Genomic DNA, 25,874 nt, shown 5'->3' on the forward strand with positions numbered 1-25,874 from the left:
CTCCTGCATTATTGCGGCAAAAACAGGGCTCGCCTGGCCAAGAAGTGAAGACCAAACGGCTGAACTGTCGTCGCTGCAATCTATTACGTTACCGTCGCAAGGCGTTACGGCAAGGCCATCCGCGAGGCCTGCTGGCCCTGCCGTCGGATGGCATGTTTCGGGGGGTAGGGCTGACGCCCTGGACACACTTCTTGAGTTGCTGGGACCCCGGATCCCTGGATACCTTGCTTGGCTTGACTGTTTTGTTTCAAGCCTCTACGAGCCCACGGCTCACCTCTTCGGTTTAGAGTGGGCGAATTGTAGAAGCCACTTTATATCGAGTCAATACTATTAAATTAGTTCTTTATAACTTTTGTGTATCATATTCAGCGTGGCCTTCCTTCAAAAATCAATAGAATCAAGCGTTTGCCGGGGATAGTTGAGCCGGCTGTGATGCAAAAAGAAATTTGTTAAAAAGTATGAAATACACTGATTTGCGTGACTTTATTTCCCAGTTGCAACAAAAAGGGGAGCTCAAACGGGTCGCGCACCCGGTTTCCTCGCATCTGGAGATGACCGAAATCGCCGATCGCACCCTGCGAGCCGAAGGTCCGGCGCTCCTTTTTGAGCAGGTTGATCAGAAAAATATCCCCGTTTTAGCGAATCTTTTCGGTACTCCTCATCGCGTCGCACTCGGTATGGGGGCCGAAAGCATCAGTGAATTGCGCCGCATCGGCCATCTGCTGGCGCGTCTGAAGGAGCCGGAGCCACCCAAGGGTATCAAGGATGTGCTGGATCTGGGCACGCTGGTGAAGTCGTTGTGGGACATGGCGCCCAAGGAGCGCGGCTCGGCACCGTGCCAGGATGTGGTGTGGGAAGGCAAGGACGTGGACCTGTCGCGCCTGCCGATCCAGCACTGCTGGCCTGGCGATATTGCACCGCTCATCACCTGGGGGCTGGTCATTACCAAGGGGCCGCACAAGAAGCGTCAGAATCTGGGCATCTATCGCCAGCAGGTGCTGGGTCCGAACAAGGTCATCATGCGCTGGCTGGCCCATCGCGGTGGTGCGCTGGATTTCCGCGAACACTGCATCGCGCACCCCGGAAAACCCTATCCGGTGGCCGTTGCCCTGGGTGCCGACCCGGCTACTATATTAGGAGCAGTCACACCGGTGCCGGATAACCTCTCGGAGTACCAGTTCGCCGGTCTCCTGCGCGGCAGTCGCACCGAGCTGGTCAAGGCCATGGGCAGCGAGTTGCGCGTGCCGGCCTCGGCCGAGATCGTGCTGGAAGGGCATATCTATCCGGACGAAAAACATGCATCCGGATTCGAGCACGCGCTGGAAGGTCCGTATGGTGATCACACCGGTTACTACAATGAGCAGGACTGGTTCCCGGTCTTCACCATCGACCGCATCACCATGCGACGCGATGCCATCTATCACTCCACCTATACCGGCAAGCCGCCTGACGAGCCGGCCGTGCTCGGCGTGGCCTTGAATGAAGTGTTTGTGCCGCTGCTGCAGAAGCAGTTCGCCGAGATCACCGATTTCTACCTGCCGCCGGAAGGTTGCAGCTACCGCATGGCGGTGGTGCAGATGAAGAAGTCCTATGCCGGCCACGCCAAGCGGGTGATGTTCGGGGTGTGGAGTTTCCTGCGCCAGTTCATGTACACCAAGTTCATCGTGGTGGTGGATGAGGATGTGGACATCCGCGACTGGAAGGAAGTGATCTGGGCCATCACCACGCGTGTGGACCCGGTACGCGATACCGTCCTCGTCGATAACACGCCGATCGATTACCTGGACTTCGCCTCGCCCATCAGCGGGCTGGGCAGCAAGATGGGCATCGATGCGACCAACAAGTGGCCCGGCGAAACCAATCGCGAATGGGGAACGCCGATCGTGATGAGCGATGAGGTGAAGAAACGCGTCGATACCATCTGGAAGGATCTCGGCATCTGATGTGCCGGCGTCACTGAAGCAGTGGATCAGCATCCGGAGGCCGCGCACATTGTTGACGCACTTGCGCGGCCTTGCCCTTTCTGATGCGGTGCAATGAATTAGCTGGCCGGGGTGATGTGAATTGGGATACAATGCTCCCCGGCGGGCCCCTGCGCATTGTGGCATGGTCAACCTGGTCAGGTCGGGAACGAAGCAGCCACAGCTATTTCCCACAAGTGCCGCAGACAAGGCTCGCCTCTTGATCTCATCTCAGCCGTTATGTTCGTCATGACGGCTTTCTGCAAGTCCCCCCCTTCCAAAGAGACTACACCGCCGCTCCATGTGCGGCGGCCTGCATGTTGGATACGCGCTATCGGCGGGCGTCCAGGCGATCTGCCAGGATGGCCGACACGCCCGTGAAAGCCGGATACTCCGCCGTGATCACATAGGTCGGAATGGCCTGGGTCAGGACCGACATGCGCCCCTTGTTCTCGAAGCGCGCCCGGAAGGGTGAGCGGGCGAAATAATCCCCCAGGTGTGGAACCACGCCGCCACCGATATAGATGCCGCCGAGCGCACCCAGCGTCAGCGCCAGATCGGCTGCCACCGTACCCAGCATGCTGCAGAACAGGTCCACCGTTTCGCGGCAGATGGCATCGCCTTGCTGGAGCGCGCCTTCCACGATGTCAGCCGCCTTCAACTCCGCAGCGGGATGGCCGTCGATGGCCAGCAGGGCGCGATGGATGAACTCCAGGCCGGGGCCAGACACCAGGCGCTCCGCCGATACGTGCTCATGGAATTGCCAGGCATAGGCCAGCACCGCCGCTTCACGCGGATTGGCCGGGGCGAAGGCCACATGCCCGCCTTCGCTGGCCAGCGGCAGCCAGTGGCCGTCGCCACGGACCAGACCGCCCACACCCAGCCCGGTGCCAGCGCCGACCAGGCCGATTGGCTGGTCTCTTTTGGGCGCACCGCCACCGATCTGCTGCAGCTCGTCGGTGCGCAATTGCGGGACCGCCATTGAGAGCGCGGTGAAGTCATTGACCACCAGCAGCAGGTCCAGCCCCAGCAATTGCCGTGCGGCCTCGATGGAAAAGGCCCAGTCGTGGTTGGTCATCTTGATCTGGTCGCCTTGCACCGGATTGGCGATGGCCACCACGGCGTGCCGGACTGGTGGCTGGCCTGCCAGCTGGAGATAGGTCTGTACGGCATCGGTGAATTCCGGATAGTCGGCACCGCGCAGCACCTGCACCTGTTCGATATGGCCGGGTGCCGTTTCCAGCGCAAAGCGGGCGTTGGTGCCACCGATATCGGCCAGCAGGCGCGGCCCGTCGGCCTGCGCCTTGGAAGTAGAAGGAGAGGGGGCTCCGGTTTGCATAGGGTTGTCCTTGTTGTCTTCGTTCCGTAGGGGCGGCAGAGCGCTGGGCGTCGCCGCCGGTCGGAATGTGTCGGGTCATTGAGGCCTGCCTGAGGGTATGAGGCAGACCGGCGCGCCAGGTTCCGACGGATGGTCGTCCATCCGCGACGGCGCGCATGGTATCAGTGTTGGGGCAGGCGTTGTTGGAGTGCTGAGCGAACCTGGGCAATGACCTCGTTCCAGTCGTCCGTCTGGGTCTGGCGGAAGATCGTGAAGGAGGGATACCAAGGGGTGTCGCTACGGTCCAGCTGCCAGCGCCAGCAGGTATTGACGCGATTGAGCAGCCACACCGGCTTGCCCAGGGCGCCGGCCAGGTGGCATACCGAGGTGTCGACACTGATCAGCAGGTCCAGATGGGCGAGCAGCCCCGAGGTGTCGGCGAAGTCACGCAGTGCTCCAGAGCAATCCTTGACGTGGCTGGCCAGCGGATGGCTGTGCAACTGGGCCAGCGCCGTGTCGCCGACCTGCACCGAATAGAATTCCAGCTGAGCGTGCTCGCGTGCCAGTTCCACCACCGGTGCCAGCGCATCGAAGGGGAGCGATCGTTGACCGTCGATGCGCACGGCGTCCGGATGGGTTTGTGCCGAACTGCCGGCCCAGACCAGTCCCACACGCAGGGCGCGGTTGTGCGGCAGGCGTTGCGCCCAGTCGTTCCAGGCACTGGCCTCAGGCAACAGATAGGGCGCGCGCGGAATGTCTGCTTCGCTGAATGACTGGCACGCCAGCGGCAAGCTCATCAATGGGCAGTGCACATCGAAGGCCGGGCGCATGAAGCGCTGGCTGCTGATGACCTCGGCCGCCCCGGGGACATTGCCCAGCAGCTTGACCAGTGCGGGTTGCACTTCCAGGATCACGCGTGCGCCCATGGCTGCCACCAGTGGCACGTACCGTACGAATTGCAGGGTGTCGCCAAAGCCCTGTTCGGCGTGCAGAAGGATGGTCTTGCCCTCCAGCGAAAAATCGCCCAGCCAGAGCGGCTCGGTGAAGTGGCGCAACTGACCTTGCATCTGTTCGGTGTACCAGCGCGCCTCGTAGGCGCGCCAGCCATTCTGGTAGTCCCCTTGCAGCAATTGCATGAGGGCGTCGTTCCACGGCGCGGAGGAGGCGTCTGGATTCAGTTGGCGGGCGCGATCGTAGGAGGCGGTGGCCTCGTCGAAGCGACGCAGGGTTTCCAGGGTCGAGCCCCGATTGAACCACAGGTCGGCCGAGCTATCGTCCAGCGCCAGGGCTTGGTCATAGGCTTGCAGCGCTTCCAGCGGGCGTTGCAGCTGTACCAGGACATAGCCCCGGTTGGACAGCGCCTGGTAGAAATCAGGCTTTACCGTGAGTGCGCGGTCGTAGGCGGCCAGGGCTTCTTCCAGCAGGTAGCTGTCCTTGCAGGTATTGCCGAGGTTGAACCAGGCTTCGATGAAATCCGGGCGCAGGGTCAGGGCCGAGCTATACGACTGGCGTGCATCGGCGTAGGCAAACAGGTCGTGCTGCGCATTGCCTTGCTGGAACCAGGCATCGGGATTGTCCGGGTTCATCTTCAGCGTCCGCGCGAAGTCTTCCAGGGCTTCGGCGGAACGTCCGAGACGCCGCAAGGCTGTACCACGCCGCAGCAAGGCGTCGGAAAAATCAGGTTTGGTGGCGATCAGGTGGTCGTAGCGGGCGACGGCTTCCTCGTCGCGGCCCAGTTGTTCGAGCGCCCCTGCGTGGTCGAAGTAGGTATCGAGGTGGCCGGGATTGAGGTCGATGGCCTTGGCCAGTTGCGCCTCGGCGGCGGCCCAGTCTTCCTGATGCAGCTTGAGCATGCCATACAGGTAATTGGCTTCGAAATGCCGGGGCAGCTTGAGCAGGACTTTCTTGTACAGCTCCTCGGCCGGCGCCAGATCGCCTTTTTGATGCAGCGCGAGGGCTTTTTGCAGCAGGATGAGAGAAGGATTGGCTTGCTGACGCATGGACTGGTTCGGGAGAGAAAAGGGGGCAGGCGGCGTGGCCGGCCTGAGCGTGCAGCAAGTGTCCCAAATTCACTCCGATTTATCCCGCGGATTACAGGTGGAATTGCCGCCTATATCTTCCTTGCGGCTGCTTGGGTCGCCGCAAGCGGCAATGTGGCTTTTCTTTTACACTAGGACGACGTCAGACAACTGACGGTCGACGCAAGCCGGCATCGACCGCTTATCTTCATTTGTGCTCATGCAGGTATTGCGCCACAACGATCACGCCACTACGGAGTCTTCCCGATGAGTTTCGCCATCCCCGCACCCGCCCAGACCACGATCCCCGTGGTGGGTGGTGCTCCATTCCCGGTCCGCCGCATCTATTGCGTCGGTCGCAACTATGCCGCCCACGCCCGCGAAATGGGCCATGACCCGGACCGTGAGCCGCCATTCTTCTTCATGAAGCCGGCTGATGCGATCGTGCCGACCGACTCCGTGCTGCCCTATCCGGCCGCTACCGCCGATTACCATCACGAGATCGAGATGGTGGTGGCGCTGGCCAAGGGTGGTCGCGATATCCCGGTGGAACAGGCGCTGGATCTGGTCTACGGCTATGCCGTCGGCCTGGATATGACCCGCCGTGACATCCAGGCGCAGGCCAAGAAGCTGGGCCGCCCCTGGGACATGGCCAAGGGATTCGACCAGTCCGCACCCTGCGCACCGATCGTGCCGGTGGCCCAGTCCGGCCATCCAGAGCGCGGCGCGGTGTGGCTCAAGGTCAACGGCGAAGTGCGCCAGCAAGGCGACCTGTCGGACCTGATCTGGAGCGTGGCCGAGACCATTTCCTACCTGTCGGGTCTTGTTGAGCTGTTCCCGGGAGACATCATCTTCTCCGGGACGCCGGAAGGCGTGGGGGCGGTGGTCAAGGGCGATCGCCTGCAGGGACATGTCGACGGCTTGCCCGATATCAACATCACCATCGGCTAAGCCTTCGCACAGCCGCGCCAGCCGGTTCTTGCGGGCGGCTGTTTGACCTGGTTTCCGGCCTGCCGGCCCCGGCTGGCCGGGGGCGGAAACCAAACTGTCATGAAGCGATTGGCGATGCGGCGTATAATAGGGAGTTCCGGGCGTGGCAGGTCGTCGTCCCGGTCAGCATCTTTTGCATCATCCGAAGCGCCCGGCCGCTCAGGTTTGGCCGGTTCGCCCGTAACACATCAACACAGAAAGCAATCAGAACCCGTGCGCATGCACCCCATGCACCGGAGCCGCCTGGCGGCTGCCGCGGCGCTGTCGCACCGTTCGCAATAAACCATGTCCGACACCACGTCCGCGTCCGCAGCACCGGCTGCACCCGCCGTCCGCTTCGAAGATTTCGGCCTCTCGCCCGATATCCTGAAAGCCCTGGCCGAGCAAGGCTATGTCCATCCCACCCCGATCCAGGCCCAGGCCATTCCTGTGGTGCTGCAAGGCCGGGACGTGATGGGTGCTGCCCAGACCGGTACCGGCAAGACCGCCGGCTTCTCGCTACCCATCATCCAGCGCCTGCTGCAACACGCCAGCCACAGCGCCTCGCCGGCCCGCCACCCGGTGCGCGCCCTGATCCTGACGCCCACCCGCGAGCTGGCTGACCAGGTGGCCGACAACGTGGCCGCCTATTGCCGCTTCACCCCGCTGCGTTCCACCGTGGTCTTCGGCGGCGTGGACATGTCGCCGCAGACCGCCATCCTGCGCGCCGGCGTGGAAATCGTCATCGCCACTCCGGGCCGCCTGCTGGACCACGTGCAGCAGAAGACGGTGAACCTGTCTCAGACCCAGATCCTGGTGATGGACGAGGCCGACCGCATGCTGGACATGGGCTTCCTGCCGGACCTGCAGCGCATCATCAACCTGCTGCCCAAGCAGCGCCAGAACCTGCTGTTCTCGGCCACCTTCTCGCCGGAAATCAAGAAGCTGGCCGCCAGCTTCCAGAACAACCCGGTCACCATCGAAGTGGCCCGCAGCAACGCCACTGCCGAAAACGTCACACAGACCATCTACAAGGTGGATGAGGCGGCCAAGGCCGATGCAGTGAGCTTCATCATTCGCCAGCGCGAACTGAAGCAAGTGATCGTCTTCTCCAACACCAAGATCGGCGCATCGCGCCTGGCGCGTACCCTGCTGGCCGAAGGCGTCAAGGCCTCCGCCATCCACGGCGACAAGACCCAGGGCGAGCGCATGGCCGCGCTGGAAGCCTTCAAGCAGGGCCAGATCGAAGTGCTGGTGGCCACCGACGTGGCTGCACGTGGCCTGGATATCGCCGAGCTGCCCTGTGTGATCAACTACGATCTGCCCTACAACGCCGAAGACTACGTGCACCGTATCGGTCGTACCGGTCGTGCCGGTGCCTCGGGCGACGCCATCTCGCTGTTCTGCGACAAGGACGACCGTCTGCTGACCGACATCGAGAAGCTGATCAAGAAGAAATTCGAACGTGCCGAGCTGGCTGGTTTTGCTCCCCGTGCGCGTCATGAACGCGGTGAACGCAGTGATCGTGGCGACCGGAGTGAACGCGGCGAGCGCGCCGACCGTGGCGAGCGTAGTGATCGGGGTGATCGTAGCGACCGCGGCGAACGCAGCCGCAGCAGCCGCGATGGCTATTCCGCTGCGCCGCGTCGCGAGAAGGTCGATCCCTGGTTCCTCAAGCCCTACGAGCCCAGCGCCGTCGAGACCGTGTCCACCAAGCCGGAACTGCCCAAGAACAACCGTCCCAAGCCCAAGGTGGCGGCCCTGCTGGGCGGCATGCCCAAGCGCTGAGCGCTTCTTTCAGCGCGAGCCGAAACGCGCTTGCCAGCCGGTGAGCGCGCCATTCCAGAATCCTTCCCGGTCGCGGACCTGGCCTGTTTCGCTGGCCAGTCCGAGGAAAGCAGCGGCCTGCTGCAACTGTTGCAGTGGCTGTCCCAGGTCCAGTGCCTGCGCGCCGTTCTGCTTGGAAAACTTCTCCCCCGTCTCATTTACCAGCAGCGGTACATGCAGGTAGCGCGGGGTCGGATAGCCCAGCAAGCCTTGCAGGTAGATCTGCCGTGCCGTCGAGTCCAGCAGATCGGCCCCGCGCACGACGTCAGTCACGCCCTGTTCGGCATCGTCCACCACCACCGCCAGCTGATAGGCCCAGAAGCCATCTGCCCGCTGCAAGACGAAATCCCCCACCTCCGAGGCCAGGTGCTGCGTCTGCGGTCCCAGCCAGCGATCTTCGAACTGCACCCGTTCCCCAGGCTGCCCGGCATCCGGCACGCGTAGCCGCAGCGTGCGGGCCTGCTTGCCCGGTGCCAGGCCGTGGCGGCAGGTGCCGGGATAGATGGCGGCGCCGTCACTGGCTGTTCCCACCCGTGAATCGGCGATTTCCTTGCGGCTGCAACCACAGGGATACACCATTGTGCCCAGCTTCTCCCGGGCCAGCTGGTAACGCTCCTTGCGCTGGCTCTGGACCAGTACCGGGCCGTCGGCATGCATGTCCAGCGCCGCCAGGGTCTCCACGATGTCATCGGCAGCACCCGGCACGGTGCGGGTTTCGTCGATGTCCTCGATGCGCAGCAGCCAGCGCCCGTCATGGATGCGCGCATCCAGGTGGCTGGCCAGCGCCGCCACCAGCGAACCGGCGTGCAGCGGCCCGGACGGGGAGGGCGCGAAGCGGCCGACGTAGGCGCAGGCGCTCACATTGGCTCCGGTGCGGAGACCGGCCCGATCAGCGATGCACGTACCTGCGGTTGGGCCAGGTGCTGGATGAACCATTTAAGCGATTTGCCCTGTTCAGCCTTGGGCCAGGCCACCATGAAATTGTCGTTGGGTTTGGCGGCCAGGGTCTGTTTTTCCACCAGCGCCCCCGAGGTCAGGTAGGGTTCCGCCCAGATGCGGGGCAGATGGCCGCAGCCCAGGCCCGCCAGCTGCGCCTGCAGCTTGTCGGCCACGGTGGCCACTGTCAGGGTTTCCTGGCCTGACAGCAGGCCCATGGTCAGGGTCGGCAGCGACTGGCTGTTGTCCCCCACGGCGATGGCGCGGTGGCTGCGTACCAGCTCGGCCGACAAGGGCTCGTCGGCGGTGGCCAGCGGGTGCTGCGGCGCTACCGCGAATACCCAGTCCACGGCGCCCAGTTCCTGCATCTGGAAGCGGCCACTGGTGCGCACGACCTCCGGCCCATCCAGGGTCACCCCGATGACCAGGTTGGCGCGGCCTTCGATCAGCTTTTCCCAGGCGCCGGTCAATACCCCGGGCGTGAAGCGCAGGCGGGTGCCGGATTGTTCGCGATCGAAGGCTTCGATGATGGGCAGCATCTTGTCGAAGGGGATCAGACTGTTGAGCACGATGTGCAGCTCGGTCTCGCGGCCGGTGGCGGTGCGTTTGACACGCTGTTCCAGGTCGCTGGCGGCCAGCAGCAGGTGCCGGCCCTCCTGCAACAATTGCAGCCCGGCCGGTGTCAACTGGGCTCGATGGCCACGGCGGTCGAACAGCAGCACGTCGAGATCGTCTTCCAGCTTGCGCACGCTGTAGGTCAGCGCCGAGGGCACGCGGTCCAGTGCCACGGCAGCGGCGGCAAAGCTGCCCTTGCGGTCGATCATGTCCAGGATCAGCAGGGATTCCAGGGTGAGGTTCACGTCGCTTTCCCTTGTTTAAAATTTTTGAATGAACACTACGGATTTTAGACCTTATCTCGGGAAAAGTTAGCCACTATAGTGACGCCATCGACAAACATTTTGTACAAACCACTTCCGGTCTGTACGTCACTTGAGAAAGAGGTGTTGACATGATGGAACTTCGCAAAGCGAACGATCGTGGCCACGCCAACCACGGTTGGCTGGATTCGTATCACAGCTTTTCCTTCGCGGATTACTATGATCCCAAGCACATGGGTTTCGGCCCGCTGCGCGTGATCAACGAGGACCGCGTGGCCGCTGGCCAGGGCTTTGGTACGCACGGCCACCGCGACATGGAGATCATTTCCTACGTGCTCGAAGGCGAGCTGGCCCACAAGGACAGCATGGGTAACGGCAGCGTGATCCGCCCGGGTGACGTACAACGCATGAGCGCAGGCACCGGGGTACGGCACTCGGAGTACAACCACTCCCAGGACGGTACCACCCACTTCCTGCAGATCTGGATCATGCCGGACCGCGCCGGTGCCGATCCTGGCTACCAGGAGGCGCATTTCTCGGCCGCCGACAAGGATGGCAAGTTGCGCCTGGTGGCTTCCGGCGACGGTCGCGACGGTTCAGTCAGCATGAATCAGGACGCCCAGCTGTATGCCGGCCTGTTCGACGGTGCCCAGCGTGCCGACTATGCCTTGCCGCAAGGCCGCCTCGGATATATTCACGTGGCCCGTGGCAAGGTCAGCGTCAACGGCCAGGCCCTGGAAGCCGGCGATGCCGTCAAGCTCAGTGCGGTCGACCGCATCGAGATCAGCGACGGCGACAAGGCGGAAGTCCTGTTGTTCGACCTGCCGCGCTGATGGATTCGGGTGTCTGCTGCGGCAGCCCCATGATTCTGTAGTCCTGTAGTCGCATTGCCCGCCGGTACCGATCACACCGGCGGATTTTCCACCGTGTCACTTCACTCTCTAGAGAAGGAATACCCGTCATGACCAAAGTTGCCATCGTCTACCATTCCGGCTACGGCCACACCAAGAAGCAGGCTGAAGCCGTGCAGGCCGGCGCTGCTGGCGTTGCCGGCGCCGATGTCGAACTCATCGCCATCAGTGCCGAAGGCACCATCACCGACGCGCAGTGGGCCAGCCTGGATGCGGCCGACGCCATCATCTTCGGCTCGCCGACCTACATGGGTACCGTGTCCTGGCAGTTCAAGAAGTTTGCCGACGCATCCTCCAAGCCCTGGTTCAGCCAGAAGTGGAAGGACAAGGTCGGTGCCGCCTTCACCAACTCGGCGACCATGAACGGCGACAAGCTCTCGACCCTGCACTACCTGTTCACCCTGGGCATGCAGCACAGCATGATCTGGGTCGGCACCGGTCTGATGCCGTCCAACAGCAAGGCTGCCCAGCGCAACGACATCAACTTCGTCGGTTCCTTCTCGGGCCTGATGGCGCAAAGCCCGTCGGATTCCTCGCCGGAAGAAGGCCCGCTGCCGGGCGACCTGGAAACGGCCAAGCTCTTCGGTGCACGCGTGGTGGAAACCGCAGCCAAGTTCAAGAAGTAAGCAGCAGGAAGCATCCAGCAACCGCCACGGCGGACGCAAAAAAGCCGGCCTCAGTTCACTGGGGCCGGCTTTTTCATTGCTGCAGGACGGGCGATCAGGCCTGGGCGGACGCGGTTTCCTGTGTTTCTTCACCCTTGCGCTGCGCCGAAGCGCAATGCGGGCAGGACTTGCCCGGCACATAGTCTGGCGACAACTGCTCGCGTGGCGTGACCACGGCGCGGCAGGCGAAGCACTGGGCGGTCTGGGTTTCCTTCAGTTCCGGGCTCAGGGCGGTACGGTAGTCGAAGACGAAGCAGTCGCCGTTGTAGTGGGCACCGCCGACATCCTCGAAATACTTCAGGATGCCGCCTTCCAGCTGGTAGACATGGTCATAGCCGATGTTTTGCATGTGGATGGCGGCCTTTTCGCAGCGGATCCCGCCGGTGCAGAAGGTGACCACGGTCTTGCCTTCGAAGTCGGCCCTGTGGTCCTCGATGACCTTGGGGAATTCGGTGAACTTGCTGATGCGGTAGTCGACCGTGTTCTCGAAGGTGCCGACATCGACCTCGAAGCCATTGCGGGTATCGACCATCACCACCGGACGGCCCTCGTCATCATGGCCCTGGTCCAGCCAGCGCTTGAGCTCCCTGGGTTCCACGAAGGGTGCCCGGCCCAGCTCGGGCTTGATCAGCGGATGCTTCATGGTGATGATTTCAGCCTTCAGTTTCACCAGCATGCGCGTGAACGGTTGCTTCTCGGAATAGCTTTCCTTGACGATCAGGTCGGCGAAACGCGGATCGGCGCGCAGCCAGGCAAGGAAGGCGTCGATGTCCGGCCGCAGGCCGGCCAGGAACAGGTTGATGCCCTCCGGGCTCAGGATCACCGTGCCACGCAAGTTGTGTTGTTGGCAAAACGCGAGGAATTCGGGACGCTTTTCAGCGGTATCGTCGAAGCTGACGAATTTGTAGGCGGCGATGTTGACGTACGGTGTATCGGGGGACTGCATGGTTCGTTACTCAGCTCTAAGTCTTTGAATTGTCAGCATTATATACGCGCGGCCCAGGCGTTCGCAGCAATTTGCCGGCGCCTGCCCGGCTGGATGTCGCTTCTCTGATGCAGATCAAGGCGGCTTCTAGCAATATTTCGAGCAGTTTTGTGTAAATTGTTCACAGGCAGTTGAATTCCTGTGAAAAGCTGGTCTCGCAAAGCCGAAGTGCATCCCAAGCTCCGGTAAAATGTCGTCCTATGACTACCCCGCAATTTGTTCATCTCCGAATGCACTCGGAGTACTCCATCGTCGACGGCCTGGTGCGCATCGACGACATCGTCAAGGCCGCTGCCAAGGATGGCCAGGCCGCTCTGGCGGTGACCGATCTCTCCAACCTGTTCTGCATGGTGCGGTTCTACAAGGAAGCGCGTGGCAAGGGTGTCAAGCCCATTGCCGGCTGTGACCTGTGGATCACCAACGACGCCGATCGCGACAAGCCGTTCCGGCTGCTGGTGCTGATCAAGAGCCGTCATGGCTACCTGCAGCTATGTGAAGTCCTGTCCCAGGCCTGGTTGAACAACCAGTACAAGGGCCGCGCCGAAGTGCGCATGGAGTGGCTGGAGGCGCTGCGCCACCAGGAAGGTGGCAATGGCCTGATCGCCCTGTCCGGCGCTGGGCTGGGCGACATCGGCCAGGCCATCGACAACGGCAACCTGGCCCAGGCCGAAGCCTGCGCCCGCCGCTGGGCCGATATCTTCCCGGGTGCCTTCTACCTGGAACTGCAGCGTGCCGGCCAACCCAACATGGATGTACAGGTGCGCCAGAGCGTGGCCCTGGGCGCCAGGCTGGGCCTGCCCTGCGTGGCTACCCATCCGGTCCAGTTCCAGAGCCCGGAAGAATTCATCGCCCACGAAGCCCGCACCTGCATCGCCGAAGGCGAGATCATGGCCAATGCGCGCCGGGTGAAGCGCTTCAATGAACAGCAGTACTTCAAGTCGCAGGCCGAGATGGCCGAGCTTTTCGCCGACCTGCCGGGGGCCATTGCCAATACCGTCGAAATCGCCAAGCGCTGCAACCTGGTGCTGCAGCTGGGCAAGCCACAACTGCCGGACTTCCCTACGCCGGACGGCATGACCATCGACGACTTCCTGGTGGCCCAGACCAAGGCCGGGCTGGAAGTGCGTCTCAAGGAACTCTTCCCCGACGAAGCCGAGCGCGAGAAGCAGCGCCCGCGCTATGAAGCGCGCCTGGAGTTCGAGAACAACACCATCATCAAGATGAAGTTCCCGGGCTACTTCCTGATCGTGGCCGACTTCATCCAGTGGGCCAAGAACAATGGCGTGCCGGTTGGCCCCGGCCGGGGTTCCGGCGCCGGCTCGCTGGTGGCCTACTGCCTGCTGATCACCGACCTCGACCCGCTGCGCTACAACCTGCTGTTCGAACGCTTCCTGAACCCGGAACGCGTCTCCATGCCCGACTTCGACATCGACTTCTGCCAGGAAGGTCGCGACCGGGTGATTCAATATGTGAAGGATCGTTACGGCAAGGAGGCGGTCTCGCAGATCGCCACCTTCGGTACCATGGCGGCCAAGGGCGCGGTACGCGACGTGGGTCGCGTGCTGGACCTGGGCTACAACTTCTGCGACGGCATTTCCAAGCTGATTCCCTTCAAGCCGGGCAAGCTGGTCACGCTGGCCGATGCCATCGAGGAAGAGCCGCTGCTGAAGGAGCGGCTGGAGAACGAAGAAGAGGTCAAGCAGTTGATGGGCCTGGCCCAGCAGGTCGAAGGCATCGCCCGCAACATCGGCATGCACGCCGGTGGCGTGCTGATTGCCCCCGGCAAACTCACCGATTTCTGCCCGCTCTACACGCAGGGTGGCGACTCCGGCGTGGTATCGCAGTACGACAAGGACGATGTGGAAGCCGTCGGTCTGGTCAAGTTCGACTTCCTGGGCCTGACCACGCTGACCATCCTGGATCGCGCGGTGCGCTACATCCGCATGCTGGACCCGGCCATGGCCGAGTTCGACCTGGCCAAGCTGCCGCTGGACGACCGGCCCTCATACGAACTGCTGACCAAGGCCAAGACGGTCGCCGTGTTCCAGCTGGAAAGCCGCGGTATGCAAGGCATGTTGAAGGACGCACGCCCCGACCGTTTCGAGGACATCATCGCCCTGGTGGCGCTGTATCGTCCCGGCCCGATGGACCTGATTCCCGACTTCTGCAAACGCAAGCACGGCGAAGCCTTCGACTATCCCGACCCGCGTACCAAGGACATTCTCTCCGAGACCTACGGCATCATGGTCTATCAGGAGCAGGTGATGCAGATGGCGCAGGTGATCGGCGGCTACTCGCTGGGCGGCGCCGACTTGCTGCGCCGGGCGATGGGCAAGAAGAAGGCCGAGGAAATGGCCAAGCACCGTGAGCTGTTCCGCGAAGGCGCGGCCAAGAACGGGCTGGACCAGGCCAAGGCCGACGAGATCTTCGACTTGATGGAAAAGTTCGCCGGCTACGGCTTCAACAAGTCGCACGCGGCCGCTTACGCGCTGCTGTCCTACTACACCGCCTACCTCAAGGCCCACCACCCCGCCGCGTTCATGGCCGCCAACTTGTCGCTGGCCATGGAAGACACGGACAAGGTCAAGATCCTGATCGAAGATGCGATCGACATCTGCAAGCTGGCCATCCTGCCGCCGGACATCAACAAGTCCGACTACCGCTTCATGCCGGTGGGCGAGCCCGGCAAGAAGGCGACCCAGATCCGCTACGGTCTGGGCGCGGTCAAGGGCGCCGGGCAGAATGCCATCGAAGCCATCCTGGAAGCACGCAAGAGCGGCCCTTTCAAGGACCTGTTCGATTTCGCCAAGCGGGTGGACAAGAAACAGATCAACCGTCGCACCATCGATTCGCTGATCCGTGCCGGCGCCTTCGACTGCTTCAAGGTCGATCGCGCCATCCTGCAAGCCTCGGTCAACCTGGCCTGGGAAAGCGCCGAGCAGGCCGAGAAATCGGCCAACCAGGTCAGCCTCTTCGGCGGCGACGACAGCGACCTGGAAGCCCCGCTGGAATACGTGCAAGTGCCGCCCTGGAGCGACAAGCAGCGCCTGACCGAGGAAAAGGGCGCGCTGGGCTTCTATCTCTCCGGTCACCTGTTCTCGGCCTATGAAAAGGAAGTGCGCCGCTTCGTACGCACCAAGATCGCCAGCCTGGAACCCTCCTGGGAGCCGCGCAGCCTGGCCGGCATCATCACCGGCGTGCGGGTGCAGATGACCCAGCGCGGCAAGCTGGTGATCTGCACGCTCGACGATGGCACCGGCGTGATCGAAGCCACCATCTACAACGAACTCTTCGAACCCTTCAAGCATCTCATCAAGGAAGATGAGTTGCTGGTGGTCTCGGGCAAGGTCTCGGAAGACCGCTTCAATGGTGGCCTGCGGGTGGCCGCCGACAAGGTCATGGACCTGGGCGCGGCGCGTATCCAATATGGCGTGCGCATGGTGGTGTCGCTGAACAAGGCGGTTGATCCCAACCAGCTGCGGGACACGCTGTCGGCACACCGCCAGGAGCAGGGCCTGCCCTTCGTGATGCGCTACCAGCAATCCGATGCGGCCTGCGAGGTGGTGCTGGGCGACGCCTGGCGCGTCAATCCCAGTGACAGCCTGCAATCGACCCTGGTGGCGTCGTTCGGCAAGGAGGCGGTGGTGGTCGAATACTAGTCTGTCGGGTCCCAGTCACATAAAACAACATAATTACCATGCAGATTTCCTCGTGTCGGCTGCCGTCGCTCGCCGTCCTTCTGGCCTTCTCTTCGCTAGGCCTGGTGTTGCCCAACCTGTCCAATGCCAGTCTGTTTTTGCTGGTCCTCCTGGGCATCGTGACCCTGTTCGTCTATCGCCACCAGACGCCCGGGTGGCAGGCCCAACTGCCATCGATGAAAGTGCTCTTCATCGTCATGGCCCTGCCGGCCCTGGCAGTGTTGATCCATCAGGTGGGTGTGGGGCACTTCACCTTCCGTGACTATGACCGCCCATTGCGGCTGGCCTTCTTCGTGATGGTGTTCCTGGCGGTCTGGCGCGTGACCGATATGGCGCTGGACTGGCTGCCATGGGCCTGGATGCTGGCCTGCGTCCTGTGTTTCGCCAAGGCCTGGATGATCACCGATGGCGGCAGCCTGCCCAATTCCGGCAGCCTGGGTTTCATGGCAGGGATTGCGTTTTCGAACGCGGCCATGCTCATCGGCACCTGGCTGTTATTGTCACTGCAACTGCCGATGTCGACCTTGCAGCGCGGCTTGCGCATCGTGGCCATCGTCCTGGCCCTGGGCGTGACCTTCATGGTCAAGACCCGCGGCACCTGGCTGGTGCTGCCGTTCTATGCGGTCTTCCTCATCCTGTATCTGAAGCAACTGAGCATGATGCGCAAGATGCTGATCCTGCTGCTGCCGCTGGTACTAGTGGGAGTTGCCATGCTCTCCAGCGACATGGTGAAGCATCGCATCTACGACATCGGTGATGACATCCAGGCGTATTCCGATCGCAGTGACCGCGAAACTTCCGTGGGCCAGCGCCTGCAGATCTGGCTCGGTTCCTGGCAGCTCTATCGCGAGCATCCTGGATTCGGCGTGGGGCGGGAAGGATTCAAGCCGGAACTGCATCGCCTGGCCGACAAGGGAGAGATCTCCAACGCCGTGGCCGAGCTTCCGCACTCGCACAATGGCATGCTGTTCCAGATGGCGCTGTGGGGGACTGGCGGCCTGGTGGCCTGGGTGCTGACCTACCTGGTCCCGCTGGTGATGTTCTGGCGGGAACTGGGGCACGCCGACGTGAAGGTAAGGACCTACGCCGCCATGGGCGTGGCTTTGTGCCTGGGCTACTGGGTATTCGACTTTACCGATGTGATGTTCTTCTGGGTGATCCTCAATGGCTTCTACACGATCAACCTGGCCATCTTCTTCTGCGCGATAGGGCGGTGCAAGCAGGCTTCGGCCGGCCTGCCCGCGAACGCCTAGCCGCGCTGGTCAGCCGCTATTGCGGCGATGCCTGTCGGTCGGCGATCCAGCCTTGGACGATGTCCAGCACGCTCTGCACGCTGATGGCGAGCATGCAATCGCAGGTCATGATGCGCAGTTTTTCGCAGCCCTGGCAGGACGGTTGATCGGTGCACAGATTGCTGGCGCGCTTGCCCAGTGCCGCCCAGCGACCGGGGTGCATGGGGCGCGTCGGGGGGAACAGGCCAAGGGTACGCTGACCGATCGCTGCCGACAGGTGCAGCGGACCGGTACCGCTGGCAATCAGGCCGTCGGCCTGAGCGATGAATTGCGTCAACCGCGCCAGGCTCATCGTGCCGCAGGTATTGACCACGTGCGGCAGAGCCAGCAGGGCGCCGGCATGCTGCTCCAGCCACTTTCCTTCGTCGGCGCTGCCGGTGAGCCAGATACGCAGCCCAGGTTGCTGTTGCAGTGTCTGTGCCAGCGCCGTATAGCGCTCAACCGGCCATTCGCGGCCGTGGCCATTGGACTTGGTGTGCAGGATCAGGTTGAACGCGTGGGGCGCAAACTCTGCCGCGATCCCGGCGTCAACCGGAATCGAAAAATGATAGCTGTCGGCAATCTGTTCGCGAGTCGGAATATGGCTGTCGCCATAGGGGCGCAGGAACTCGAAGTTGATCTGTGACTCGTGGTTCTCGGACAAGCCCTTGCTGAAGCGCACCCTGTCATTGCAGTAGATCAGCTGGTATACCTTCTGCCGCGCATTGCCGATCCGGTGCTTCACCCGTGCGAAGAAGGCGGCCTTGGCCAGGTCGCGGTTGGGCTGGGCCAGGATCACGGTGTCGATGTCGCTGGCACGCAGGAAACCATAGAGCTTCTCGCCCACATCCTCTTCTTCCACGACGTCATCGATGTCGTCGCAATAGCGCACCACGTCGGCCGCATAGCGGCGGCACAGCATGCTGATCCTGACCCCGGGGTTGAGTTCTTTCAGGCGCGCTGCCATCGGCAGGGTCAGGACGATATCGCCGATGTTGTCGGTACGACTGATGAGGATGTGCTTGCTGGTGATCGGCATGGCAGGAACGAAAGTGAGTCTGTTCTTCTTGGTGGGCGAGTTTAGCGGGCGCGGCGCTTGCGCAGATAGCGCACATACCACTTCAGGCTCTCCAGCGGGCGTCCCTGGCGGTACATGAAGCGCGAATGCATGCGCAGTTCCTTGGTGTTGCGCGGCTCCTGGTCCAGTGCCATGTCGGTCCAGGGCGAGATGTCCAGGTAGCGGCGGAACAGGTCGCAGGCCTCATGCCGGCTCCATGCCGCCCATGGTTTCACGGCACCAGCGAAGTGCACGAAGATGGCCTTGCCCACCGGCTCGAGCGCGAACTTGTTGACGTTGAGGTCGTGGATCAGGTCGTACAGGTAGTTCCATTTCGGTGACAGATATCGCGCCCGGCCGTTGAGGACGATGTTGAGCGCGTCCTGGTCGTTGAAACGCATGTCGGTCTTGCTGTCCAGCAGCGCTTCCAGCGTCTTGGGCGTGATGTCTTCGGCCAGCCATTTGCGGATGTTGATGAAGATCACCCCACCGTTGAAATATTCGTTGTGTGCCAGTCCCAGTGCCGCCACCCGACGTTGCAGCGTCACCGGCGCGTCCGGTACCACCACTGCGATGTCGTTGGAGATATCCATGTCCACCAGTTCGTCGACGCGGTTGAAGCACAGGATGTCGGCGTCCAGATACAGCACGCGATCGGTCACCTCGGCCAGCACGGTGGGGATCACCAGGCGTGTGAAGATCGACAGCGAATAATGCGAATGGCCCAGGAAGTGCGAGAACTGGGTGAAATCGTTCAGGTCCAGCAGGTGTAGTTCGGTCTTGACCCGATACATCGACTCAAGCTGCTTCAGGCGCCGCTGATGGTCTTCCGATACTTCGAAGGCCAGCACGTGGAAGGTGAAATGCTGCCCCGGATTATTGGCCACGATGGAAGCAATGGTGCCACCCATGGCGCGGAAATAATTGTTGTCCACGCAAAACGCAATGTGGAAGGAGGGCTTGCCGTTACCGGGCTGCGCCTGGATTTCTGCTTGGCTTGGGACGTTCATCAGATGGCTTTCATGACTTGTTCGACGCTGACCGCCTTGACCCAGTCGCGGCGGCCCGGGGCGGTGATGACGACGCTGTTGGCGCGATCGACCGGTACCCATTCCGGATTCTTCTGCCGCATCAGGGCGATCACCGGCACGCGTACTGCGTTGGCCAGGTGCATCACGGCCGTCTCCACCGAGATGATCAGGTCGCATTCAGCCAGCATGGCCGGCAACTGGAAGAAGTTCTCTTCGGCGCTGAAGAGTTGCGTGCGCTGCAGCTGGTAGCGGCCGATCACCTCGCGCGCATTGGCCAGTTCCTGCGGTACAGCGTTGACGATGAAGCAGGCATCCTGCCAGCCCTCGCGCGCCTGCATGGCCTGGATCAGCGCGGCCACCTGTTCCAGCGTCCAGCAGCGCTTCCTGGTCTTGGCGTAGGGATTGATGAACACCAGCTTGCCGCTGCGTGCGGCGAATTGCCAGCGCACCAGTTGCTCCTGCGCATACTGGTGCCATTGCAGCGGGATGTCCACGAACGGGAACCGCGCCTCGTCCTTGACCTCAAGTCCACTCAACTGACGGAACCAGAAGGCATACACATCGCTGATGTGATGCTCCGGATCGTTGCTGCGGTAGCTCGGCATCTCGGCATCCAGCTGCCGGTAGGCCAGCAGATGATGCGGCTGGAACAGCGAGACCTTCTTGCGCATGCCGACCACCCAGCCTTCCGGACTGATCTCGCGCGCCAGACCGGCGTAGAGGTGCGGGCGCAGGGTCGCCAGCGATACCACGATGGGATAGTGCTCGCCACGCGCCTCGGCGATGGAGGCGCGATACAGCTCCGGACTGTAGGTGCGGGTGTAGACCTTGTCGAAGAAGGAGCAGGCGGCCGTCCAGTCGTAGAGCGAATACTTCTTCAGGTGCGGCCACTGGCTGGCGTCAGCCGTGCGGCGCACTTCATCGACCCACAGGTGGACCTTCAGATGCGGATTCTGCGCGGCGAAAGCCTTGAAGAAATTCTGCAGATAGGTGAAGTCGCCCAGGGCCAGATGGGCGATGAAGAGGATCTTGTCGGATTTCTTCAGCAGGTCGGCGGGGATCAGGCAGTTTTGCATGGGCATGCTCAGACGGAGGCTTCCTGTTGCTGGGAGAACTGCAGGCGGTACAGGTTGGCGTAGACCCCTTCCTTCTGCAGCAGTGCCTGGTGGTTGCCCACTTCGACGATCTGTCCGTGCGACAGCACCACGATGCGGTCGGCACGTTCGATGGTGGACAGGCGGTGGGCGATGACGAAGGTGGTGCGGCCCTGCATCAGGCGATCCAGCGCCGCCTGCACGGCGCGTTCGGACTCGGTATCCAGGGCCGAGGTGGCTTCGTCCAGGATCAGGATGGGCGCATCCTTGTAGATGGCGCGGGCGATGGCCACACGCTGGCGCTGACCGCCGGACAGGCGCGAGCCGTTGTCACCGATACGCGTCTGCAGGCCTTCCGGCAAGCCCGCCACCACATCGTTGAGGTGCGCGGCCTCGACGGCTGCGGCCACGCGCGCTGCGTCGGGGCTGGGGTCGCCATAGGCGATGTTGGCGGCCAGGGTGTCATCGAAGAGCACCGTGTTCTGGTTCACCATCGCGATCTGCTGGCGCAGGCTGGGCAGGGAGATGGTTTCGATGGGGCGGCCGTCGAGCAGGATTTCACCCGAGGTGCTGGAATAGAAGCCGGGGATGAGGCTCACCAGGGTGGACTTGCCACCGCCGGACATGCCCACGAAGGCGATGGTCTCGCCCGCTTCGACCTGCAGGTTGAGGTTCTTCAGGGCCAGCTGTTCGTGGCCGGGATAGGCGAAGCTGACATCGACGAAGTCCAGCTTGCCGGTCGCGCGTGCGGTCAGTGGCTGGCCGGTGGTGCGTTCGGTGGTCTTGTCGATCAGGTTGTAGACTTCTTCGGCAGCGGCCATGCCGCGTTGCAGGGGGCCGTTGATTTCGGCCAGCTGCTTCAACGGTGCCAGCAGCATCAGCATGGCGGTGATGAAGGAGACGAAGCCGCCCACGGTGATCTGGCCGTTGCCGGACTGGATCAGGGCCATCACGATGACGATCGCCACTGCGGTGGCGGTCATGAGCTGGGTGATGGGAACGGTGGAGGCAAAGGCGGCCGTCATGCGCATGGTGTAGCTGCGCAGGTTCTCGGCGCGACGATGGAAGCGCTCCTTCTCGTAGTCCTGGCCGCCGAAGATCTTGATGACCTGCTGGGCGCGGGTGGTTTCCTCGATGACCTGGGTCATCTCGGCGTTGACGTTGAGCGAATCACGGTTCAGTTTCTTGAGGCGCTTGCCGGTGGTGCGCACCACGATGGTCACCAGCGGCAGCAGGACCAGGGTGACGATGGTCAGCACCCAGTTCAGGTACAGCAGCCAGGCCAGCAGGCCTAGCACGGTCAGTGCCGAACGCAGGATGGAGGTGAAGACCTTGGTCACCATGTCGATGATCTGCTGCACTTCGAACATCATCGAATTGATCACCTTGCCCACCGTATTGGTGGCATAGAACTGCACCGGCAGGTCCAGCATGCGGGCGAACATCTGGCGGCGCAATTCGTTGAGGATGCGGGTGGACACCCAGGTCATCATGTAAGAACTGGTAAAGGTGGCGATGCCGCGGATGAAGAAGATGCCGATCACCGCCGCCGGCACCAGCCAGAGCGAGAAGGTTGGCTTGCCCACGAAGCCCTTGTCCAGCAGCACCTGGAAGATGTAGGGCACTACCGGTTCGGTGGCGGCGGTGACGATCATGGCGATGAATGCCACGGCCAGCCGCTTCTTGTAGGGCAAGTGCAGGGCCGCCAGGCGTTTCATGTTGTAGGACAGCATCGGGAGAATCCTTGCGTGCAGGTAATGCGGGTAACGAAAAGGTGAGATTATGCCGTGTTCGCCGGTCCAGCAGGCTGTTGCCGTGCCAATGACCACAGGATGACCCCCAGGAAGGCGAACATCATCACGCCATTGTTGTGTGTCAGGAAAGCCTGGGTCAGCCCGAAGGCCAGGTAACTCAGCATGAGCATCATGCCGGCGCCGGCGGCCATACGAGCCTCGATGCTCCTGCCAGGGACGGCCCGCCCGGCAAACAGCCGCAATGGCAGCAGGTACAGCACCAACACGGCCAGCAGGCCGGGGATGCCATGCTTGACCAGGGCATCCAGGTATTCATTGTGGAGATGGGTATGCTCTGCCACCGAGTCCGATGCCAGGCCCTCTTCGACCATGTGCTGCTTGGCCTGCATCATGCCTTCCTTGCCGAAGCCCAGCAGCATGTGGCGGGGCGCCAGGTACAGGCCCACACGCAGCATCTCCAGGCGCGCGCCCACCGAGGACTGGGCATCGGCGTGTTGGAGGTAACCGCCGGCCTCGCTCACGGCCTGCCGGTAGCGTGCGGTCAGCGGCGAATGGGGTAGCAGCGCCAGTACCGCCAGTGCGACCAGAGCGAGCACGGCTGGCTTGAGCAGGCGCCGGGCCTGGCCGGCACGTATCAGCAGGTATGCGGCCAGGATCGCGCAGAAGGGCAGGGCCAGCCAGCTGCCGCGGCTGCCGCTGAGCAGCGTGGCGACCAGGGCCATCAGAACGCCGGTGGCATGCAGCAGTTTCCAGCGCAGCCCGTGGCCCAGCGCCAGCGCACGCGCCAGCCCATAGGCCGACAGTACCGCCAGCAGCGCGCTGATGTTGCCGTACTGGATCGGATTGGTACTGCCGCCCGGACGGTCCATGCCCCAGGCCAGCCATTGCCACAGACTCAACAGCCCGGCGCCGATGGCGCCGACCGCCGCACCCGACCACAGCGCGCCCGGCCGGGGCGGGAACGTGCACAGCAGCAGCAGTGCCGGGATCGCCAGCAGGAAGCGCAAGGGCGCATCGTATTCCCGCCCCGGTGCGTGATGTATCAGGTTCAGGGCCACATGCAACAGGAAATAGAAGCCCAGGGCGGCGATGAACAGGTAATCCGGAGCTGCCAGGCGGAGGCGGGGAGAGGCGGGCCGCAACAATACCGTCGCACCCAGCACCAGCATCCCCGCACCCAGGGAAAAACCGCTTGCGATGACCAGCGAAATTGCCGACAGCAGGAAGACAGCCAGTGAGGTATAGGTGGGCATGGAAAGCGAAAGAACGCGCAGGCGGGCCGCGAAGTGCGCATTGTAATCGATGCGCTGCGGCCATCGCCTTGCGCCGGGGCGTGGTGCCCGGCAATTCTGCGATACGTGTTGCGCCCGTCCGCGCCGGGCGACCTGGGGCCGGATCACATTAGGATGATGTCGTACTGCTCCTGCTGATAATCGCTCTGGACCTGCAGTGACACCGGCTTGCCGATGAAGTCCCCCAGCATGGCCAGGTGCTGCGACTCTTCTTCCAGGAACATGTCCACCACCACCTGCGAGGCCAGGATCCGGAATTCACGGGGGTTGAACTGCTTGGCTTCGCGCATGACCTCGCGCAGGATCTCGTAGCACACCGTCCGCGGCGTCTTGACCTGGCCGCGCCCCTTGCAGGCCGGGCAGGTCTCGCACAGGATGTGGGCCAGCGATTCGCGGGTGCGCTTGCGCGTCATCTCCACCAGGCCCAGCGTGGAGAAGCCCGACACCGAGATCTTGGTGCGGTCGCGTTGCAGCGCCTTGCCCAGTTCGGCCAGCACCGCCTGGCGGTGCTCCGTGCTCTCCATGTCGATGAAGTCCAGGATGATGATGCCGCCCAGGTTGCGCAGCCGCAGCTGGCGGGCAATGGCATGTGCCGCTTCCAGGTTGGTCTTGAAGATGGTGTCGTCGAAGTTGCGACCATTGACGAAGCTGCCGGTGTTGACGTCGATGGTGGTCATCGCCTCAGTCTGGTCGACGATCAGGTAACCGCCCGACTTCAGGTCCACCCGACGTCCCAGGGCGCGTTCGATTTCCTCTTCCACGCCATACAGGTCGAACAAAGGGCGCTCGCCGCGATAGTGCATCAGCTTGGGCAGCACCGAGGGGGTATAGATGGCGCCGAACTCCTGCAGCATGTGGAAGTTCTCGCGTGAATCGACCTGGATGGTGGCGGTCTGGTCGGACACGAAGTCACGCAGCACGCGCTGGGCCAGCGACAGGTCCTGATGCAGCAGCGTGGGCGCCGGCTTGGTCTTGGCCTGCTTGATGATGGTGGCCCAGGTGGTGCGCAGGTATTCGACGTCCATCTGCAGGTCGGCGTCGGAAGCATCCTCGGCCATGGTGCGGATGATGAAGCCGCCTTTTTCCTCGGCCGGCAGCAAGGCTTGCACCTTGCTGCGCAAGAGCTCGCGCTCGGCTTCGTTCTCGATGCGCTGGGAAATGCCGATGTGCTTGTCCTGCGGCAGGTAGACCAGCATGCGCCCGGCAATGGAGATCTGCGTGGACAGGCGCGCACCCTTGGTGCCGATCGGGTCCTTGATCACCTGTACCGTGATGGTCTGGCCATCGTGCAGCAGTTTCTCGATGGGAATGGCAGGCGCGTTCTGGCCGTCGTGCGGACGGGCTTCCCAGATGTCGGCCACGTGCAGGAAGGCGGCGCGCTCCAGGCCGATGTCGATGAAGGCTGACTGCATGCCCGGCAGCACCCGGACCACCTTGCCCAGGTAGATGTTGCCGGCCAGGCCGCGCGAGAGGGTGCGCTCGATGTGCAACTCCTGCACGGCCCCTTGCAGGATCAGCGCAACCCGCGTCTCCTGCGGCGTGATGTTGATGAGGATGTCTTCGCTCATAGGATTCGAACGCCCGCTTGTTGTAGTAGTTGAGCCGTCTCGAATAGCGGCAGTCCCATGATACCGGAATGACTGCCCACGATATTGCTGATGAACACCGATGCCAGGCCCTGGATGCCATAAGCGCCGGCCTTGTCGTAGGGTTCGACGGTATTGCAGTAGGCGGCGATGGCCTCGGCGGTGAGCGGCGCGAAACTGACATCGGACTGCTGCACGATCTGCCAGACCTCGGTTTCCACGCCCAGCGTCACGCCCACGGCCACACTGGTCAGGACCTGGTGCGTACGGCCGGAGAGCAGGGTGATCATGCGCACCGCCTCGTCATGGTCGGCCGGCTTGCCCAGGATCAGGTCGTCCACCACCACGGTGGTATCGGCCGACAGCAGCGGCCGGTGCGGCAACTGGCGCAGGATCATGGTCTGCTGGGCGCTGTCGAGCTTGGCGCGGGTGACGCGGGCGACGTAGTCCAGCGGGGCTTCCCCGGGCAATACGCTTTCGTCGACTTCCTTGTCCGAGAGCATCAGTTCGAAATCGATGCCGATCTGGCGCAGCAGTTCGCGGCGGCGCGGGCTTTTCGAGGCGAGGTAGATTTTGTGGTCCGCTTGTTTCATTGAGCCATGCATGTCAAGGGCCGCTGCCCG

General features: G+C 62.7%; 19 protein-coding genes and 1 other RNA gene. 8 read left to right on the forward strand and 12 right to left on the reverse strand.

Going from position 1 to position 25,874, the window contains the following annotated elements:
- Nucleotides 1-458: 458 nt before the first annotated feature.
- Both ubiD and ffs read left to right on the forward strand, forming a co-directional pair.
- On the forward strand, nucleotides 459-1,943 hold the full coding sequence (gene ubiD, locus ACEOAC_RS06565; protein ID WP_182992768.1) for a 4-hydroxy-3-polyprenylbenzoate decarboxylase: 1,485 nt from the start codon (nucleotides 459-461) through the stop codon (nucleotides 1,941-1,943).
- Between the two features lie 140 nt (nucleotides 1,944-2,083).
- Nucleotides 2,084-2,182: signal recognition particle sRNA small type (ffs, locus tag ACEOAC_RS06570), an RNA gene on the forward strand.
- Nucleotides 2,183-2,292: 110 nt separating this feature from the next.
- Here ffs and ACEOAC_RS06575 read toward each other — a convergent pair.
- Nucleotides 2,293-3,300 carry a glucokinase gene (locus ACEOAC_RS06575; RefSeq protein WP_413443327.1) on the reverse strand — a complete coding sequence of 336 codons (1,008 nt, stop codon included), beginning with the start codon at nucleotides 3,298-3,300 and terminating at the stop codon, nucleotides 2,293-2,295.
- Between the two features lie 161 nt (nucleotides 3,301-3,461).
- Nucleotides 3,462-5,279 carry a tetratricopeptide repeat protein gene (locus ACEOAC_RS06580; protein WP_413443328.1) on the reverse strand — a complete coding sequence of 606 codons (1,818 nt, stop codon included), beginning with the start codon at nucleotides 5,277-5,279 and terminating at the stop codon, nucleotides 3,462-3,464.
- 285 nt (nucleotides 5,280-5,564) lie between these two features.
- Here ACEOAC_RS06580 and ACEOAC_RS06585 point away from each other — a divergent pair, with 285 nt between their 5' ends.
- Both ACEOAC_RS06585 and ACEOAC_RS06590 read left to right on the forward strand, forming a co-directional pair.
- Complete coding sequence (locus tag ACEOAC_RS06585; protein WP_006464652.1) at nucleotides 5,565-6,248, forward strand: fumarylacetoacetate hydrolase family protein; 684 nt, start codon at nucleotides 5,565-5,567, stop codon at nucleotides 6,246-6,248.
- Nucleotides 6,249-6,572: 324 nt separating this feature from the next.
- Complete coding sequence (locus ACEOAC_RS06590; RefSeq protein ID WP_006464653.1) at nucleotides 6,573-8,054, forward strand: DEAD/DEAH box helicase; 1,482 nt, start codon at nucleotides 6,573-6,575, stop codon at nucleotides 8,052-8,054.
- Between the two features lie 9 nt (nucleotides 8,055-8,063).
- On the opposite strand, the gene gluQRS is transcribed toward ACEOAC_RS06590, so the two are convergent.
- Together gluQRS and ACEOAC_RS06600 are read right to left on the reverse strand one after the other, a co-directional pair.
- Complete coding sequence (gluQRS, locus tag ACEOAC_RS06595; protein WP_413628751.1) at nucleotides 8,064-8,954, reverse strand: tRNA glutamyl-Q(34) synthetase GluQRS; 891 nt, start codon at nucleotides 8,952-8,954, stop codon at nucleotides 8,064-8,066.
- On the reverse strand, nucleotides 8,951-9,889 hold the full coding sequence (locus tag ACEOAC_RS06600) for a LysR family transcriptional regulator (protein WP_077237598.1): 939 nt from the start codon (nucleotides 9,887-9,889) through the stop codon (nucleotides 8,951-8,953). Before ACEOAC_RS06600 ends, gluQRS begins: the two co-directional genes overlap by 4 nt.
- 149 nt (nucleotides 9,890-10,038) lie before the next feature.
- On the opposite strand from ACEOAC_RS06600, the gene ACEOAC_RS06605 reads away from it, so the two are divergent.
- Nucleotides 10,039-10,740 carry a pirin family protein gene (locus tag ACEOAC_RS06605; RefSeq protein WP_077237597.1) on the forward strand — a complete coding sequence of 234 codons (702 nt, stop codon included), beginning with the start codon at nucleotides 10,039-10,041 and terminating at the stop codon, nucleotides 10,738-10,740.
- Nucleotides 10,741-10,868: 128 nt separating this feature from the next.
- A complete protein-coding gene (locus ACEOAC_RS06610; protein ID WP_006464657.1) occupies nucleotides 10,869-11,444 on the forward strand; it encodes a flavodoxin family protein in 576 nt (191 codons plus the stop codon).
- A gap of 94 nt (nucleotides 11,445-11,538) precedes the next feature.
- Here the strand turns inward: ACEOAC_RS06610 and ACEOAC_RS06615 are convergent, their stop codons facing one another.
- Nucleotides 11,539-12,429, reverse strand: a complete 891-nt coding sequence (locus tag ACEOAC_RS06615; protein WP_006464658.1) for a sulfurtransferase — start codon at nucleotides 12,427-12,429, stop codon at nucleotides 11,539-11,541.
- 239 nt (nucleotides 12,430-12,668) lie between these two features.
- Between ACEOAC_RS06615 and dnaE the strand changes: the two genes are divergently transcribed.
- Both dnaE and ACEOAC_RS06625 read left to right on the forward strand, forming a co-directional pair.
- On the forward strand, nucleotides 12,669-16,127 hold the full coding sequence (gene dnaE / locus ACEOAC_RS06620; RefSeq protein ID WP_077237595.1) for a DNA polymerase III subunit alpha: 3,459 nt from the start codon (nucleotides 12,669-12,671) through the stop codon (nucleotides 16,125-16,127).
- A 38-nt stretch (nucleotides 16,128-16,165) separates the two neighbouring features.
- A complete protein-coding gene (locus ACEOAC_RS06625; RefSeq protein WP_006464660.1) occupies nucleotides 16,166-17,419 on the forward strand; it encodes an O-antigen ligase family protein in 1,254 nt (417 codons plus the stop codon).
- 16 nt (nucleotides 17,420-17,435) lie between these two features.
- On the opposite strand, the gene ACEOAC_RS06630 is transcribed toward ACEOAC_RS06625, so the two are convergent.
- The 7 genes from ACEOAC_RS06630 to ACEOAC_RS06660 all read right to left on the reverse strand — a co-directional run bounded on the left by ACEOAC_RS06630 (nucleotide 17,436) and on the right by ACEOAC_RS06660 (nucleotide 25,844).
- Nucleotides 17,436-18,476, reverse strand: coding sequence for a glycosyltransferase family 9 protein (locus tag ACEOAC_RS06630; protein WP_413444435.1), 1,041 nt, complete (start codon nucleotides 18,474-18,476; stop codon nucleotides 17,436-17,438).
- A 41-nt stretch (nucleotides 18,477-18,517) separates the two neighbouring features.
- Nucleotides 18,518-19,504, reverse strand: a complete 987-nt coding sequence (locus ACEOAC_RS06635; protein WP_413444436.1) for a glycosyltransferase family 8 protein — start codon at nucleotides 19,502-19,504, stop codon at nucleotides 18,518-18,520.
- Entirely contained in the window at nucleotides 19,504-20,601 is a 1,098-nt protein-coding gene (locus ACEOAC_RS06640) for a glycosyltransferase family 9 protein (RefSeq protein ID WP_152486717.1), read from the reverse strand. The genes ACEOAC_RS06635 and ACEOAC_RS06640 overlap by 1 nt, the downstream gene beginning before the upstream one ends.
- An 8-nt stretch (nucleotides 20,602-20,609) precedes the next feature.
- Nucleotides 20,610-22,352 (reverse strand): lipid A export permease/ATP-binding protein MsbA, encoded by a 1,743-nt coding sequence (gene msbA / locus ACEOAC_RS06645; protein ID WP_006464664.1) that lies wholly within the window; start codon nucleotides 22,350-22,352, stop codon nucleotides 20,610-20,612.
- A gap of 47 nt (nucleotides 22,353-22,399) precedes the next feature.
- The gene (locus ACEOAC_RS06650; protein ID WP_413628752.1) at nucleotides 22,400-23,626 is read right to left on the reverse strand and encodes an O-antigen ligase family protein; all 1,227 of its coding nucleotides are present in this window, start codon (nucleotides 23,624-23,626) and stop codon (nucleotides 22,400-22,402) included.
- Nucleotides 23,627-23,769: 143 nt separating this feature from the next.
- Nucleotides 23,770-25,233: a ribonuclease G gene (gene rng / locus ACEOAC_RS06655; RefSeq protein WP_077237526.1), complete on the reverse strand. Its 1,464-nt coding sequence runs from the start codon at nucleotides 25,231-25,233 to the stop codon at nucleotides 23,770-23,772.
- On the reverse strand, nucleotides 25,230-25,844 hold the full coding sequence (locus tag ACEOAC_RS06660; RefSeq protein WP_077237525.1) for a Maf family protein: 615 nt from the start codon (nucleotides 25,842-25,844) through the stop codon (nucleotides 25,230-25,232). Before ACEOAC_RS06660 ends, rng begins: the two co-directional genes overlap by 4 nt.
- Nucleotides 25,845-25,874 lie beyond the last annotated feature (30 nt).

It is taken from the genome of Herbaspirillum frisingense, from assembly GCF_047325095.1.
In the GTDB taxonomy this organism is placed as follows: Bacteria; Pseudomonadota; Gammaproteobacteria; order Burkholderiales; family Burkholderiaceae_D; genus Herbaspirillum; species Herbaspirillum frisingense.

Bases quoted from the DNA above. Each gene is read 5' to 3' on its own strand.
- ubiD (WP_182992768.1), top strand. From the start codon at position 459: ATGAAATACACTGATTTGCGTGACTTTATTTCCCAGTTGCAACAAAAA.
- ACEOAC_RS06575 (WP_413443327.1), bottom strand. From the start codon at position 3,300: ATGCAAACCGGAGCCCCCTCTCCTTCTACTTCCAAGGCGCAGGCCGAC.
- ACEOAC_RS06580 (WP_413443328.1), bottom strand. From the start codon at position 5,279: ATGCGTCAGCAAGCCAATCCTTCTCTCATCCTGCTGCAAAAAGCCCTC.
- ACEOAC_RS06585 (WP_006464652.1), top strand. From the start codon at position 5,565: ATGAGTTTCGCCATCCCCGCACCCGCCCAGACCACGATCCCCGTGGTG.
- ACEOAC_RS06590 (WP_006464653.1), top strand. From the start codon at position 6,573: ATGTCCGACACCACGTCCGCGTCCGCAGCACCGGCTGCACCCGCCGTC.
- ACEOAC_RS06605 (WP_077237597.1), top strand. From the start codon at position 10,039: ATGATGGAACTTCGCAAAGCGAACGATCGTGGCCACGCCAACCACGGT.
- ACEOAC_RS06610 (WP_006464657.1), top strand. From the start codon at position 10,869: ATGACCAAAGTTGCCATCGTCTACCATTCCGGCTACGGCCACACCAAG.
- ACEOAC_RS06615 (WP_006464658.1), bottom strand. From the start codon at position 12,429: ATGCAGTCCCCCGATACACCGTACGTCAACATCGCCGCCTACAAATTC.
- dnaE (WP_077237595.1), top strand. From the start codon at position 12,669: ATGACTACCCCGCAATTTGTTCATCTCCGAATGCACTCGGAGTACTCC.
- ACEOAC_RS06625 (WP_006464660.1), top strand. From the start codon at position 16,166: ATGCAGATTTCCTCGTGTCGGCTGCCGTCGCTCGCCGTCCTTCTGGCC.
- ACEOAC_RS06630 (WP_413444435.1), bottom strand. From the start codon at position 18,476: ATGCCGATCACCAGCAAGCACATCCTCATCAGTCGTACCGACAACATC.
- ACEOAC_RS06635 (WP_413444436.1), bottom strand. From the start codon at position 19,504: ATGAACGTCCCAAGCCAAGCAGAAATCCAGGCGCAGCCCGGTAACGGC.
- ACEOAC_RS06640 (WP_152486717.1), bottom strand. From the start codon at position 20,601: ATGCAAAACTGCCTGATCCCCGCCGACCTGCTGAAGAAATCCGACAAG.
- msbA (WP_006464664.1), bottom strand. From the start codon at position 22,352: ATGCTGTCCTACAACATGAAACGCCTGGCGGCCCTGCACTTGCCCTAC.
- ACEOAC_RS06650 (WP_413628752.1), bottom strand. From the start codon at position 23,626: ATGCCCACCTATACCTCACTGGCTGTCTTCCTGCTGTCGGCAATTTCG.
- rng (WP_077237526.1), bottom strand. From the start codon at position 25,233: ATGAGCGAAGACATCCTCATCAACATCACGCCGCAGGAGACGCGGGTT.
- ACEOAC_RS06660 (WP_077237525.1), bottom strand. From the start codon at position 25,844: ATGAAACAAGCGGACCACAAAATCTACCTCGCCTCGAAAAGCCCGCGC.